Annotated in this window: 13 protein-coding genes; 7 read left to right on the top strand and 6 right to left on the bottom strand. The window is 42.3% G+C overall.

All coding sequences use genetic code 11. The features are described from left to right. The first annotated feature begins 7 nt into the window (after nt 1-7). Entirely contained in the window at nt 8-586 is a 579-nt protein-coding gene (locus tag I2I11_RS20755; RefSeq protein ID WP_196269677.1) for a hypothetical protein, read from the top strand. Between the two features lie 294 nt (nt 587-880). On the opposite strand, the gene I2I11_RS20750 is transcribed toward I2I11_RS20755, so the two are convergent. From I2I11_RS20750 to I2I11_RS20725, 6 genes are all read right to left on the bottom strand, one after another. Then, nucleotides 881-2092: a GIY-YIG nuclease family protein gene (locus I2I11_RS20750; RefSeq protein ID WP_196269676.1), complete on the bottom strand. Its 1212-nt coding sequence runs from the start codon at nt 2090-2092 to the stop codon at nt 881-883. After that, nucleotides 2085-4136 (bottom strand): DEAD/DEAH box helicase, encoded by a 2052-nt coding sequence (locus I2I11_RS20745; RefSeq protein WP_196269675.1) that lies wholly within the window; start codon nt 4134-4136, stop codon nt 2085-2087. The genes I2I11_RS20750 and I2I11_RS20745 overlap by 8 nt, the downstream gene beginning before the upstream one ends. Beyond that, nucleotides 4133-6889, bottom strand: a complete 2757-nt coding sequence (locus tag I2I11_RS20740) for a class I SAM-dependent DNA methyltransferase (protein ID WP_196269674.1) — start codon at nt 6887-6889, stop codon at nt 4133-4135. Before I2I11_RS20740 ends, I2I11_RS20745 begins: the two co-directional genes overlap by 4 nt. 335 nt (nt 6890-7224) lie before the next feature. After that, on the bottom strand, nt 7225-8199 hold the full coding sequence (locus I2I11_RS20735; RefSeq protein ID WP_196269673.1) for a nucleotidyl transferase AbiEii/AbiGii toxin family protein: 975 nt from the start codon (nt 8197-8199) through the stop codon (nt 7225-7227). Then, nucleotides 8196-8921, bottom strand: coding sequence for a type IV toxin-antitoxin system AbiEi family antitoxin domain-containing protein (locus I2I11_RS20730; RefSeq protein WP_196269672.1), 726 nt, complete (start codon nt 8919-8921; stop codon nt 8196-8198). Before I2I11_RS20730 ends, I2I11_RS20735 begins: the two co-directional genes overlap by 4 nt. Nucleotides 8922-9223: 302 nt before the next feature. Next, on the bottom strand, nt 9224-9541 hold the full coding sequence (locus I2I11_RS20725; protein ID WP_196269671.1) for a transposase: 318 nt from the start codon (nt 9539-9541) through the stop codon (nt 9224-9226). Between the two features lie 124 nt (nt 9542-9665). Between I2I11_RS20725 and I2I11_RS20720 the strand changes: the two genes are divergently transcribed. The 6 genes from I2I11_RS20720 to I2I11_RS20695 form a co-directional block, all read left to right on the top strand. After that, nucleotides 9666-9968, top strand: coding sequence for a HigA family addiction module antitoxin (locus tag I2I11_RS20720; protein ID WP_196269670.1), 303 nt, complete (start codon nt 9666-9668; stop codon nt 9966-9968). Nucleotides 9969-10059: 91 nt separating this feature from the next. Next, a complete protein-coding gene (locus tag I2I11_RS20715; RefSeq protein ID WP_196269669.1) occupies nt 10060-10770 on the top strand; it encodes a hypothetical protein in 711 nt (236 codons plus the stop codon). Beyond that, nucleotides 10770-12449 carry a hypothetical protein gene (locus I2I11_RS20710; protein ID WP_196269668.1) on the top strand — a complete coding sequence of 560 codons (1680 nt, stop codon included), beginning with the start codon at nt 10770-10772 and terminating at the stop codon, nt 12447-12449. The genes I2I11_RS20715 and I2I11_RS20710 overlap by 1 nt, the downstream gene beginning before the upstream one ends. Then, nucleotides 12446-12814 (top strand): response regulator, encoded by a 369-nt coding sequence (locus I2I11_RS20705; protein WP_196269667.1) that lies wholly within the window; start codon nt 12446-12448, stop codon nt 12812-12814. Before I2I11_RS20710 ends, I2I11_RS20705 begins: the two co-directional genes overlap by 4 nt. Nucleotides 12815-12912: 98 nt before the next feature. Then, on the top strand, nt 12913-14097 hold the full coding sequence (locus I2I11_RS20700) for a hypothetical protein (RefSeq protein ID WP_196269666.1): 1185 nt from the start codon (nt 12913-12915) through the stop codon (nt 14095-14097). Then, nucleotides 14094-15668 (top strand): hypothetical protein (locus tag I2I11_RS20695; protein WP_196269665.1); only part of this gene is annotated, 1575 nt, incomplete at its 3' end. The genes I2I11_RS20700 and I2I11_RS20695, both read left to right, overlap by 4 nt.

The raw sequence follows: 15668 nt of genomic DNA, 5'->3' as shown, positions 1-15668 counted from the left end.
TAAGTCAATGAGCTTCAAAGCATATGATATATTGTCCTCGCTTATCCCTGGATTTCTAATGTTACTATTATTATTAAAGCTTGGTGAAATACCATTCGACAAGGATATGGTTGTGCCTTATACCGCTATCGCATTCTTATTGGGTAATGTGATGAATACATTGTCTAGTTGGCTGGAAGACTTCTATTTTTTTACGTGGGGAGGAAAGCCTTCTCTGAGGTTGTTAGAAGGTGAAGGGATTTGGAAAGTTAGGTTTTATCACTGTGAAAAGGCTAAAGCATTACTTCTCGCTGAAGCGAGACCAAATGCCTGTCATGATGAACTTTTCTCAATCGCGATGAGATACGCAAACGCTCAGAAAGATCCACGGGTGGAAGATTTCAATACAGCTTATGCCTTTGCTCGAGTGCTTTTAACAACGGTTTTGATCGGGACTGTTGTTTTGATTGGTAGGAATTATTTTGATTGGAGATACTATGCAATACTAACCCCAATTTTATTTATAGTTTGGCTACGCTGTAAGCAAAGAAATTATTATTACACAAGAGAAGTATTAAATGTATATCTGAAAGTAAAAAACTGTTGATTAATCTGCAATAGTCAGGATGTAAGCGAACATTCTCTGGCATTGAACAATAATTCACCTGACATTTCCCATACAACATTTTTCTTTCGTAATCCCCTCTCACTAAACCATGGAGAGGTTGCGAAAGAAAAATGAAACTGTAAGCCTTCTGCTACTAAGTTTAGCAGTAGTGTCAGCTCAAGTAGCGGCAATTACATGTAACAGCACCTTACTATTTTGACTTTCGAACTACCATTCTCAGCACCGTTTGACAGTGATTACAATGAAAGTCTTTACTTCAAAGGGCTACCTATCCTAATGCTTCTTTAACTCTGCAGAAGCGGGATCATAATAATAAGCGCTGACAGTGCCATCTTTGATTTTTTCTACCATTTCATCAATAATGAAGATCGGAACCAAAAACCATTCTCGGGCTTTTACCAGTTTTCCAAAGCGATCTTTGATTTCAATATCCAACTTTGCTGCACCGAAAAACCTGTGAATAATATTCTCAAGTTTCGCCCTGTTAATATTTGCTAGTTTGTAAGTGGCCACGATTTCTACATCGGCCATAAGAAAGGTTGGATCGTTTTTAGCGTTCGTAAGCCGTTTCTCAACAGCTCCACCCGTCACTCCTATTTTATGGACAATATTTCGGCTCTCTTTGATAGTGGGATGATCGAACAGGCTACGCAGCACATAAATTGTCCCGCTCTCCTGATCATCTTCACTGTTCTCGCCAGAGAACAGTGGTCCTGAGTCGGCGTCAGTGATAAACCTACTGGTTTCGTCCTTGTACATGGCCCGAATCAGAGATCTGAGCAAAATATTGCTTTCCGTACCGTTGGCATAAATAACCCGCAGGCGGGCATCTTCTTCCCCATTGGGAGCTTTAATCGCTTCTCCAATCTCGGCTATATACGCCATTTGCCCCCCTACAATAATAAACTGAGCTTTCTTCAGGCTTGTCTTGGTGAAGCCGGCGTCTTTTCTGAAACGAATAGTTTTCCTAAAACCAGTATCGATATCTCTTTTAACCGCCGCAAATAATGGTTTGAAGTTGTCGAAATCTTCGCAGCGGGTACGGTTAGCAATTTCTTCTGCAGCCTTTTTTTCTACGCGAGGCTTTACATGTTTTAAATTTGTGATTGAATCCTCGTTATTATCCTCCACACCAAGCTGCGCCAGCAATTCCTCGTCATCCAAGTCCTCTGATATGTCTGCACCAGGATTATTTTCGCTATCCAGAAGATTTTGATAATCCAGCTCTTTAAGCAGGTTTCTACAATCTTCCTGCTTGCGGATTTGTTCAAGCCTTACGGCGTATAGCCTTTCAAAAATATCTCTGTCCTCGCCGTGTTTCGGCAATCGGCCATGCTCTTCCACGAACTTTTGTATCTCCTCAAAACCAGCGATAATTCGCTCTTCTCTGGGCGAGTACTTAACGGCTTTTTTGGCTTCTACCTCTATACCGAGTTCTGCTAAAAGCGCGTCATCTTCTTCAGTCAGTTTCTGTTGTTTAGCCATTTCTCTCCTCTGCTTTTAAACGAGTCAAATACGCAATACCTTGTGCCATACGTTGCTCCCAAGGGTCGGCGGATTTTATATCTGGTAACCTGCCTCGCTCATTTTTGAATTTCAAAGCCCGTTTGGCAAGGTCTCGTGCTTCATCTATTGATATATTGGGCTTTTTGGCTGAAATAACTTCTGCCATAGCCTTCAAGCTTTTCTCCGTCATAGCCTTAGCTAAAATGGAGTAGGCTTCACTAAAGGGGTTAATGCTATCAATCCAATCTACATCCAGTTCGCGCACATCCATAGCAAATTTACGCACTCCGTCAATCAAGGCTGTATTGGCGCGGCTAGATAATTCACTGTCATTGTTGATGGCTTCTTTTGCCTTCTGCGTCAGGTTCAGCGCGGCAACAGCATGCTGGCGCACGGATTCTACATCCTCTTCGTCCAGCTCTGGGTATCTTTCTTTGATTATTTTCCCCATACGGATTTGGGTAAGCTCCTGGGGCACTAACTCTTCGTCGAACAGGCCGCGCTCGATGGTCTGCTTATCCTGAACAAATGCGGCGATAACCTCATTTAAATCCTCCTTACAAATACGCTGGGCATCTACGCTTTTGGGTGCAGAAAGGCCTTTTATCTCAATGTGATACTGGCCAGTCTCCTCATTAACCCCAATGTTTTCTTTACCTGGATCATAGCCACCTTCCCCATAGTACATTCCTTCAACCGGCCCTGAGTCTTTTTGCTTAGGCACAAAGTTAAACTTAGGGGCCAACACCTGCTCCATCAACAGGCTGGCTGAAATGGCCTTGAGTGTATCGTTAACAGCATCGGTAACGGCCTCTTCTGCTGCATCGGGCTCGGCGATGAGGTTGGTAAAGCGGGCCTGGGTTTTATTGGGTGCATCCCGTGTGGCGCGCCCGATAATTTGCACAATCTCGGTTAGGCTAGAGCGGTAGCCTACCGTGAGTGCGTGTTCACACCATATCCAGTCGAAACCTTCTTTGGCCATTCCTAACGCGATAATGATGTCAACGTGTTCGCGATCCTTTTTGGCTTCCGGCATTCTCAGCGCGGCTAGTACTCTTGAGCGCTTTGCGGAATCATCTTCAACCAGATCAGCAATTTTTAAAACTTTACCCTCTGGCGTTTTAACTAAATGAAAGCCGGTGCTTGTGTCAGTACCCTGCCATTCGCCAAGCTCAAACAAAATATGCTCAACTTCCTTGATCTTATCCCCCATACTCTCTCGCGAATTGACGTTCGGTATATGGATGATCGTTTTTTCATTAGGGTTAAGAACATTTAAAATCTCGTCAGCATAAGCCTCACTATAGAAGTAATAACCAACATGCAAAGTTTTAAGGTATTCGTATCCGTTAAGTTGCTCATAGTAGGTATAAGTAACAGTATCGAATTTAGCCTCATCTTCAGGCATTAAAACAGGATTGGCATCCCCACGAAAGTAGGAGCCTGTCATGGCCACAATATGCGCTTTATCGCGTTCTACCAGTTGCCTTATTTGTGAACCGAGCACATTACCTTCATCGGCACTCACATGGTGGAATTCATCAATGGCAATGAGCCGATTGTCAAAAGCCTCCACTCCAAACCGTTCTACAGCAAAGCGAAACGTGGCATGGGTGCAAACCAGTATCTTGTCTTCGCTGCTTAGGAAAGACCCAACGGCATTAACCTTGCTGCCATCTTCCCCTGGGGCATTACAGAGGTTCCATTTTGGTTCTACATGCCAGTCAAAATGATAACCAAATTTGGTAAGCGGTTCATTGGCAAAGCTGGAGCCTATAGATTTTTCCGGCACCGCAATAATGGCCTGCTTGATGCCTTGGTTATTAATCTTATCCAGCGCGATAAACATTAAGGCCCGGCTTTTTCCAGATGCCGGAGGCGATTTAATCAGTAAATATTGCTCACCGCGCTTCTCGTAGGCACGCTCCTGCATGGGGCGCATGCCAAGTTCATTTGAGTTTGTAGAACTTCCGGTGCTTTTATAGTTAACGGTAACGGAGGGTACAGCTTTATTATTTGTCATGAAGCCTTAGCTTTAGTGGTCATTTGAGTATAAAGATCGAAAAGTTTTTCCAGGCGCTCGGTGTCGTTTTTAAACCGACGGCCAATGTAAATACGCTCCAGCACTTCATCGTTACGATCATGGGCATGGCGGAGGTCTTCGGGCATTCTCTCTAAATCATAGAGATCAGCGATGGAGGCGGGGTAATGCCGTTCCCGCGCAATCAATATTTCTTCGGCGCAACGGGTTAAATCTTCTTTATTTTTTGCAGTTAGGGAAGGAGTGGGAAAGGTGTTCCAGCCAAGGGTGTTGGAGTAGGAAAAATCAGTTCGCATGCGAACACATACTGTACCGATCCAAACCCAGTGCAATCGAGAAGCAACTAACGCCATACTCCAAAGCGGAGCGTCATATAGAGCAAAGTTCTTATTACTAACAATGTTGCCTGCTTGAAGGACTCCACAAGGAAGATAAGGTCTATTCTCAGAACTGATAGAAGGAATTACGATCAGTTGCTCATCACCTTTTTGGCGTACTTCCCCAAAACGATGTGATTGCTTAGCTAAAGATTGCGTAGTTGGACGGTCGCTCTCTAAACGTGATTGTTTAGTTTTTTCAAACCTATTTAAAAGCCAAGCGTTTTGAGAAGCCTCTTCTACATCATTGTCATTGATCCAAACACAGTATCTTGGGGTTCCCTTTATAAACTCCTGAGAGCCGTAGAACGGTCTAATATATTTCGAAGAAACATTGTAATCTTGAATGGCCTTCCTGGCTTCTGAGTCTGTTAAAAGTAGGTGCCCATTATCATTAGGCATATTTCCAAAACTCATTTCCGGTAATTCAGAAAGAGGCTTTGAAGAAGGTTTGATTATAACATTAGCAGCGGATATGAGGTATGCATTTATGTTATCTGCCTCTTTAAGAATGGTGTTACCGTCTTTGTCAATGCTGTAAAGTTGCTTCTTTTTCCCCTGATCTTGAGAAATTCCTACAATACACACTGTAACGCCCGCATTATAACTCGCAAGATTTGCCCACTTAAAATTTAAGAAGGCAAAGTTGATAGTATGCCTCGTACTAAAAATTAGAGGCCATAAGGTAGCAACCTGCCTACCTTGACAAATAGAGTTTGTAGATACAAAGGCAGCTGAAGCTTTAGTATATTTACCATACTCTGCCGCTTTCATAAACCATCCAGCTACGTAGTCAAGTGACTTCCAGGTTTTCGTAAGATTGTCGAATATGGACTTAAGATCAGACTTTTGTTCTTTGGATTGCCATTGGCTACCTAAATATGGAGGATTACCACAGATATAGGTTTCGCCTCCTTCATTCTCAAAGTCAATTTCTGATTGAACTAAAGGAGTAGAAAAGAGGTCATTGCTATGGAGCCTCACACCAGTTCCAGTGGGCGGGCAAACAGATAGCCACTCTAGCCGCAGGGCATTGCCGCAAGTGATCCAGTTTTCTTTGCTCAACGGCAAAAAATCAGCGATCGCTAGTTTCTGTCCTCGGTAAAGGACATCGCACTGGTATTCAGCAATAATAAGAGCCAGGCGTGCAATTTCACAGGAAAAGTCGCGCAGTTCTATACCACGGAAATTGGTTAACGGTATTTCCATAGGTCTGTCCCCTTCATCACGGCGTTTATTGATCTCCGCCTCAATTTCCCGCATTTGCTTATAGGCAATTACCAAGAAATTGCCAGAGCCACAGGCTGGATCAAACACTCGGATGCGGGCCAGGCGTTTGCGCAGGTTAAGCAGCTTGCGTCCATTATCGCCTGCTTCCTCCAGCTGCGCGCGTAGATCATCCAGGAAGAGCGGGTTGAGCACTTTCAGGATATTGGGTACAGAAGTATAGTGCATCCCCAGTGCGCTGCGTTCTTCTTCATCGGCCACTGCCTGAATCATGGAACCGAAAATATCCGGGTTAATTTTCTTCCAGTCCAGGTTGCCAATGTGGATGAGGTAAGAACGGGCGATTTTGGTAAACTTTGGGCATTCGGTAGAACCGGAAAATAGCTCTCCGTTTACATAGGGAAAGCCAATAGCCCAGCTTCGTATGTTCTTAGCTTTTCGGTCTTCATGTTTCGTATCCATTGCCCGAAAGATCTCTCTCATCACCTCATGCGTGTCCGAAGCATCTGGGGAACTCATTTGCTGAATTGTACCAACAAATGGATTGTTACCACTAAAGATACCAGTATCCTCAGCAAAAAAACAGAAGATGAGCCGGGCAAGGAAATGGTTCATGTCGTGCCGCCGCTCTTCGGTAGCCCAGTCTGGATTATGTTGCAAGAGCTCTACATAGAGTTTATTAAGGCGCGCTGTAGCCCTAATATCAAAGGCATTTTCTCGTATTTGCTTTACGGTGCTAATGCCTGCCAGAGGCAGAAAGAAGCCGAAATGCTCGTTGAATTGTGGGTAGTCGCAAGCAACAGTCTCACCGCTACTCATATCTTCGGCCTGAAATTCCTTACCATCCGTAGCCAGGATAAATTTGGCCTTAGCTTTAGCAGTTGCTGGGCTATTGCGGAGCCGGTTCAGCGTTTCTAAAACCGTGCCCTCCTCACATACGGCTATGTGAATATTGTTTCGCTGGAGAACTCCGCCCTCGATGTCCGATTTATTATTATTGCCGGTTTGTAGGCGCTTGATGGTTGTAGCTTTATTGCCAAAAGCTTCCAGAAAAGCATAGGGAAACTCAACAGGATTAAAAGGCTGTTCTGCCAGTAATGATATAGCTTCCTCAATCTCAACTGCGTTCATTTCTTACTTCTTATATGATCAAACTACAGAATAAGGCACAGCTTTAGAATATTTATGGAATACTTCTTTGTTATTCTAAAACTACCGTGATCTGAGTTAGAGTGACTGGTTTATTTGTTAACAGGGTTAGCAATTTACCTAAAATATGATAAAGTATATAGCAATATGGATGAGTGCTAAGAGAAGTTTTAAGGCTATCCCATAAGATACTGGCCTTAAAACTTCTCATTTTGACTACCGTGATTCTATCCACCGGGGTATGGATTAGCACATTCTAGGAATAGATTATATACCGTACTTCTTATGCAGGATTTAACAGCTACATTAGGTCCATATCAACTCTTTCTGTCTCCGAATGCCTTAAGGCGGGCAGCGACTATTCCCAAGACGGTAACAATCTCCTCCGCGTCAGGCAGCGTACCATACACGAGGGAACGGAATTCCTGCTGGTAGGCCGTCTCTAAAGAATTCCAGGCTCCTCTCACGTCGGCGAACAGCAGGCAGGCATCCAGCGGCTGCAGAGCCCAGTGCCCCTGAAACTCGCTGTTGCGGGCATCATCGGCCTGCACGGCCTTGATCATTTGAGAGAAGTCCTCGCTGTGCAGAAAAGCGGCAACTGCAGGTACTTTTAGCATGGCGTGCAGGTCATATACATGGCGGATTTTACTGCCCAGTTCATCTATGGGGTTATCTGCATAGGAGGCACGCACCAGGGCCAGCACTTTTTCTGTGAAGGTGCGCTCCAAGCTCACCACATTCACCTCAAAAGGCTCTAGCCCGTACTGGCGGATCAGGTCCAGCAAGTTACGCTGGGCCATAAACTGGCTGATGTAGGTCTTGATTGGCATCAGCTGGTGTGGATTAGGGCTGGCAAAAGAGTTGATCTCGACCAGAATCCTGTCAGTTGCCTGGCCATAGTCTCCCTGCACAGTGGCTCCGTAATCATGCAGCGTTTTGCGGAAGCGGGAGCCTTTGCTGGTCCTGTGCGGATCATCTACCTCCACCATGTCCTTTGTGATCTCTTTTGAGATTTTGCGGATCAGCTGCATGACCTGGTTGTTAGTCATGCCTTCGGGCGCGTTAATAGCCAGATCGATGTCCTCTGAAAAGCGCTCAATCAGGTTGTAGGCTTTGGATAGGGAGGTGCCGCCCTTGAAGATGGCCTGCCCCACGTAAGGGGAGTGCGCCAGCCGGTAAAGCAGCAGTGTTACCCAGTAATCCTTCTCCACATACACATCCCTGATCTGCAGGGCCTCTGCTGTGGCCGTAATAGCGTCCCGAAACACCTCCGGGTTTTGGTGCAGGTTCATATGATATTCCAGTCTTTCCTGTTGGGCAGTATAATCTCGCTAATGCCCAGTTTGTATTTTGTCAGCGGGTTGAGCGACTGTCTTAGCCTGTCCGCCTCCTGTGCATAGCCCAGCTGCTCCAGCAGGGCTCCCAGTAGGGCACGGGTAGCGGGGTTATAGTCCAGCGCCAGCTCCATTAGCCGATCCATGTCGCCTTCGGCTAACTCTTTGATATACTCCAGCAGAATGAGGATCGTCTTCTCACTGTTGCGGTCCGGGATCTTCTTAAAGCCGCGCAGTGCGTCCAGGACTTGCAGCTTATCAATGTCAGACTCCTTGAAGTTGGTGGGGCTTTGAACGTAACGAACCTTGGTTTTCCCGACGTTCGCCACCCGGCGCTGCTTGCGGGTCATCAGTGTCACCTCCTGGGGAACCTGCGTTGTCAGGCCTAGCTGGTTGTAAAGCCCCAAACCGCTCTCGTACCCTTTGACTTTGCCCTTGGAAGTGCTCAGGCTCTTGATGATCTCTTTTTCAGATGGTCTCACTTTCCCGAAAACAGTTTCCTTTGGCTTATAGTAGCGGCCTTTTGCCAACCGGTTGATGACACCCTGCCTAGCCAGGCGGCTGAGCGCCGCCGCCAGGGCCTCTAGCTGGCTGTCGTTTACCTGGAAATCAGCGTAAGTCAACAGCTGCCCGGGCTGGGCTTGCTCAATTCTTTCCCGGACTTGCTGCATAATGCTCATATTCTTCTTTTACGCCGTGACTACTATGGTTTAATTCTTCCCAAAGGTAAGTATGCGCTTGCCTTTATGTCAAGTTTTTTAGTTATAAAACTTGACATAAAGTAAAATTGATTAACATAAGACTCATTGGTGCAATAAGTAAGATTAATACTCCCTAAGAATCAAAGCGGGAGCATGTTTGGATAGTAATGATGGGTATCATCAAGTAAATATCTTTTCAAAGATCGAGGATAGCTCGCACCTCTCCTCACCAAGAATTTCCCTTCTAGGAAGAGAGGAGTCAAGGCTCTCACTGGAACGTGCTAATTCAAGAGCATGAAGAGCTTTTGAAGGCTTATCGGCTGCTGGATAATATTTTTCAATAGCCCCTTTACTTCTTTTCGCAGGCTGCCGTCATTTGCCCACTTACTGAAGTGATGGTACACTTCTTGCCAGCTAATGCGCCTGCCCACAAAGCACTCCTTGGTAGGCAACTCCCGCCATTGGCAGCCCGTCTTGAGCTTGTAGAGAATGGTCGACACAATCTCTGAGGCATTTACCTGTAGCTTTGGGCCTCTTTTGCTCACGCTCAAATGCGGCACTATCCAACGGTTTATGCTATCTTCGCTTATGACTTCCATTGAATTAGGTGTAGGTGTAAAATGTTTTTGCAAACACTTGTACCAGCCTAGTTCTTTGGAGGTTCTTTAAATGCTAAACAGCTTCAATATTAGCTGAGGTGTTCTTGAAGTAAATAATATTTATATGATCATGTACATCCCACCGCATCCTGGCGAAATTTTGAGAGACTATACAGATACCACGAGGCTAATGGTGACACAGATCGCTGAGAATCTGCACATCAGCCGCAAGGTGCTTTATGAGATCCTCAACGGTCATGTCAACATTAGCGTTGAGATGGCATGGAAGCTATCTGCAGCTTTCAGCACGTCTCCAGAGCTTTGGGTAAATCTGCAACTGCAGCATGACCTCTGCCAGGCTAGACAGCGCGTCGATGTTACAGGCATTGAGTACCTCCTTCAGCGGCAGCCTAATGAATTAATGTAAGAGATGCTGCTTTCATAGTTTCCTTTTCACCCTATTTCCCACAAGACTATATCAACAAAGAATGGATGTGCAAAGACAAAATCTTCTCGTTTTGATTGACGGAGAGAGAAACAACATCTTAAATGCACAATACTTTTATCAGAAGTTAGAAGCTCAGAATGCAATTCTGCAGATTAAGATCCATAGTAGGGATCCAGTATTGTTAAGAGACACATATGTAGACATCAAGTACCTCATATCTTATTATATTAAGGCTTGTGAAGAGAGACAGTTCGGGTATGATGATATAGATATGGGTAAAATATTTTCCTATACTGGTCTATTAAGTATTGAAGAGAGATTAAAGGCCCTGCATTACCTAAATAGGCTCCTGGCCGTGAATGGGTTTGAGCCTGAGAAGGATGCTTGCAATAAGGCTCTTGCTGATGCTAATATCAGCCTATGCACTCAAAATATAACTTGGGTAAATGCTTTCAAGTTACTGTATCTAAAAATGACTATGAATATTTGGACAGTTGCTTTTACACTTTTATTAAGTTACTCAGTATATTCCATTGTTCTTTTGCCATCTAGTGAGCCCAAGTTTCCTGTATTTGAGATTGAGTACCTAAATGTTTCTAAAAACTTCTATTCAAATCACTTTGCGAATACCCTTTTAGGAGTTTTTCAGTTTTCAGATGGCTTTAAAGTCAAGCCCTTGAACATCTGGGGGGTTATTTTACTCGTTTTGGGCAAAATAGCATTTCTGGTGATTGTGATAAACATTCTGATTAAGGAAATATCATCTAAGTTAAAGCTATAATGTCCATCATAGAAGAACTGGATCTCAAGATCAGGAAGTTTATCTCATCGTTATTCAGAATCCTAATCCTAGGCTACTCCTTTACTATTATTGTTTTCAATGACAACTTATTTTCTTGGTATGCCTACCTCGTGGGTGGCATAGTTTATTATGCTCTTTACCTTTTACTGAAGCCTAAGAGAAAGTATTTCGCACATCTGAGGCTCCTTAATGACTATGCTTTCTTTTTATTCGTGCTCTATGGTAAAGATCTAGGTATTCTACTTAATATGGGTTTACTCCTTCTACCAATTGTAAATTCATTAAACCATAGCAGTCATCAGAGACCTCCTGCGTTTTCCCTGCCGCTGTATCTCATAGTATTGCTGTCCCTTTTCATACTTAATAATTTTGAGTTTGACTATACTGCAATATTTGCTCTTTTAGGATTGGCCGCTATAAATATTTTTTCATTTCTTAGGGCGAGCCTTATCCGATTTCACACTGTCATTTATGGCGCAATAGATAAGTTTTACGAAGAGAACCTGAACCTAGGTAGAGCCTACGTGCTCCTTAATAACATTGTCGAGTCTCTGTCTAGCGGTGGCTCTATATACAAATCACTGGCTCCTTTGGACATCATGTGCTTCAAGGTGAAAGGAACTGCTCTTAGCCTCGTGGCGAGTTCAAAGTTCATATCGACGTTCAGTTTCCCTAATGAGCCTGCTATTATTGCTCAATTAAGGAAGAAGTCTTACCTAAGGGTGCAGGATGTAAGCATCAACGGTGCAGTTACTTATAACTGTATTCTTATATTGGTACAAGGGAACAAGGCACAATATGTATATTGTATACACTTCTCTCAGAATAGCTTTTCCTTTTTACATCCTTTGATCATTAAAACAGTGAACCCGCTGTTGCACAAGGTTGTAAAGGTGTTGGAGATTGAGAATGATCTCAGGGTTCAGCAGAGAAAGACGCTTAAAAAGCTTAAGAGTAAGTTGCATTATGTGGACAACACGGTCAAAGTAATTCATTACCTCAACAACAAGCTTACGCCTGTCACCACATACTTTGACTTGGTCACTAAATATGAACAGATAAAGGACCCTGAAATACTAAAGCAACTAGATCCACTGATCACTCATGAGAAGAAGCGTGCTGCAAGAGGCATAAAGGATGTTATTGGAAAGGCACATAATATTTTGGACAAATCCTTAAGCCCATATTTTGTTGAAGAAATGGCCCCTGAGTCTTTTAGAAGAATCTTTGAAATAGTGCGTCTTGCCTGGGACCACAATGACCTGGATGTAAAAAGTATTGAGGTTGGTTGGGATGATCGCATTTATGAGTCCACCATGAATCTTAACCTGAATGACTTTCAACTGATTCTTGATGAAATTATTGATAACATTAAAAAACATTCCCGTTCCACAGCTGAAGTAAAATTTGTAATAGTAGAAGATTGTCCTGTAATTCGATTCTCAAATGATTTTAAAGCTCCAGCAAATAGGCAGGACGGAGCCTTAAAAAAGTTGGTTAAAGATTTTAACGGAAATGAAATCAACGAGATTATGAAGAGAAACAGTCATGGGACTACTTTCATAAAGCAGTTTGCTAATCAAATGGGCATCAAAACGGCCTTCCGTATAGATAGACAATTAGAATTATCCATGATCTTTCCAGTTAACAACGCATGAGAATTGCCATATTTGAAAATGAGTATGATGCAGCCGTGAGAACTCCCTTCCAGGCAGTAAACATCATTTATTTTAACAATTCTCTCTCTGTGGAGAATTTTCCATCGTCTCAAGCATTTGGAAAGTTTTATAAGATAAATCAGTATGACAAGGTGTTTATTGATATAGATCTTTCAAAAAACAGTGAGATGGATGGCTTCGATGTGGCAAGAGAGATCTTGAAGTTGGGATACCCCGAGACAAGAATAATAATTCTAACAGGACATTTAGGTATCCAGGCAAAAATCGTTGAGAAGGGGCTTCCGAAATTAAAAGTAGTGACAAAACCTATATTCCTTGATGACTTGAGGGCTGCACTTCAATAGTTTAAACCAACTAGTAACTACTGGTAGAGTAAGAGGTTAAAAATATGGGATAATCCGTTTCCTAACTTACTCGACTCCGACGAATAAATACTTTATTAATGGCCACACTTACAATTCCTTCTCAATTAGATAGCGAGGTTCTAGAAAGACTTTTAAAAGACTTAGCTCACTCACCTGAAGGCATAAACTTGAAGGTCCCTCTTAAACTAAGCTATAGGGGTTTTGGTATATTGCCTAACCTACTTCAAGTTATATTCACCTGGATAAGGAGAAACAAGGGAGGAAAGCTAGTTATACCTTTGGAATCTAATAATACCTTACAAGCTAAGGATTTTACTTATAGCTATTTCGGGTATGTGCTATTATCATCTGCTTGGAAAGAATGCGAGATAGTAAATGAAAATGGTGAGCAATTAAAGGCGTCTCTTAAGAAGTATACTCAGGAGATGCATCGAAAAATTGACTTTCTTGAAGGGTTACCCAATGAGGCGATACTAATTCCTTGTTTTGATCACTATTCAAACGAGAAAGGTTTACCACATTGGTTCTACACATCCACCTTCAACTTTGCTGAAGTCCCGTCCGCTTTAGACAATACAGTTTACCGAATATTAGAGAGTTTAGGGAAAATTTACACAAACAGATTTACAAGAAATAATTCGCCCATTCTTGAAGATTTGCAGTCGATCCTATGGGAGCTAATGAAGAATACTGATGAGCATGCAACCATGGATTATTTAAATAAAGTTGATCTTACCCCTAATGTTAGAGGGGCTTTTCTAAAAATACAGAGAAGTTCTAAAGGCAAGTTCATAGAAGGGGCTAAATCTCATGTAGGTTTAGTTAACTTCTATGAAAGCTCTTTAGAAGATGATAATAATTTTATACTTGAGATCTCTGTTTTTGACAGTGGCCCTGGGTTAGCCAAAAGGTTTTTGGGCAAAGATTGGACTAATAGTCTTTCCATTCAAAATGAGGTGGCCGCAATAAAGAAGTGTTTAATAAAGGGGGCATCATCTGTGACTACACTAAAAGGGATCAATAAGGGGTTCGGGCTAGACAATGTACTACAGCTACTTTCAAAGAAAAGAGGGTTCCTAAAAATAAGAACTGGGAGAACTTGCCTCTATAGAGATCTTATTAGTACCCCTTACACGGAAGCAAGTAGTTTTGAATCAGTTGAGCTAAAGGATTGGGAGTCTTCTTCCGCTAATGCTTTTACTGAAATGTGGCATTCGGAAGGCACTGTGATTACCATGGCTTACCCTTTAAATACTGTATGATGAAGAAAAGTTTTATTTTTAGCTTCATTAGGGAAATCAGTGTTCCACTTCAAGGAACAAAAAAGGCTAATCACTTAGTTTTATTTTTTCCATATAAGGCTGTTCTGAAAGACCAAGCTGACATACAGGTTCAATTAAGAGAGTATTTTTATCGGAACACAATACCAGACAAAATTATTATTATAGGACTGGAATTTAACAGAAATGAACTCTTAGAGCTTTTTGAAAGTGAATCAGAGATATACCGTTATATTCCTCATTATGATGTAGAGCAAAATAAAGATGACATATCAGGTATCTACATCAGCTCACAAGGAACTCTTGAATCCTTTCTGGGGAAAAAGTTAAAAGACGATTTAGTTAGGGAGATTTTCAATCGTGGGATGACGAAAATCTTTAACGATAATGGAGGCTTAATTATCTCAAAATCTGCACATCATTTTGTTTTTCCGTCTGGAAAGCATAGCGATAAATTCCTTAGGGCAGGAAATGTTCTCATACATGGAACCCAAATTATGTATTTAGCTTCTGCACTAATTATTTATTTAGCAGGAAAGAGGTACAATCATATCTATTGTGACACTTCTTCAATCAACTCGCTTGCTTATTCTTATATCTATTTGTTAAAAGACTTAGATCCCACCTACGGCGATTCGATTCATGTGGAGAGTTTTGGGTCTTACAAGATGTTTGAAGAATCGACCTTTGAAGCTAAGCGGGACAGTTTGTTTCTAATATCTTCTTCAACTTCTGGAGGCATCGTAAAACGTATGGTTGAAGACAGAAAAAAGAATATTGAAGTAGAAAACATCGCTATAGTATACGGGCTTGATGTAGAAGCTTATTATAAAAGACAAGTAATCTGCGATCTGACAAACCATAAAGATCTGAATCCGCAAGGCTTAGTGCCTTTTAAGTCCTATAATGTTAATAGAGGTCAAAAATGTGAGTTATGTATAGGCGGATCAACGGCAGTTGAAGTAAAAGGGGATGTTTTCCTGTTAGAAAAACCCGTTGTAAACGGCCAGCTTATTCATATAACTGATGTCCCTCCTTTTCTAAACAAGCTAGGAGCCTTTTATTCAAAGGGCAGCCAAGAAGATTCCTCTATCATTAGGTGCTATTATAAAGAAGGTCAAGACCATCAGAAAAAATATGATATATACATTGATATAGATACAGTCTTGAATGAGTGGGAGACCAATGTAGGTTCCACTCATCGCTTCCAGGAAATTTTCGATAAAATTGAAAAGTACGTTGTACAGAACATTCCGGCGTCTCTAAAATTCATGATTGCTTTACCGGATCAAGCATCTTTTAAACTAGCCAAGCTGATTTCAACTATTTTAAGAAAGCATGGGCTAAATTTCAATGATGATAATATATTAGGCATCAATGATTTGGAATCAATTGACAAGTCTATTGAAGGCACTATAGCGGTTATTAGTTCATCGACTGTTTCAGGCAGAAATTTTCTATACTTGAGCCGCGCCCTTAGAGTATGTTTTGAATTGGAAAAAAGCGGGAATCGGCCTAAACTAGAGGTGACCAAACCAATAAGTTTATGGAAG

Origin of the sequence: Pontibacter rufus, from assembly GCF_015694705.1 — a bacterium.
Classification (GTDB): domain Bacteria; phylum Bacteroidota; class Bacteroidia; order Cytophagales; family Hymenobacteraceae; genus Pontibacter; species Pontibacter rufus.
This window is presented reverse-complemented; position numbering and strand designations above follow the sequence as displayed.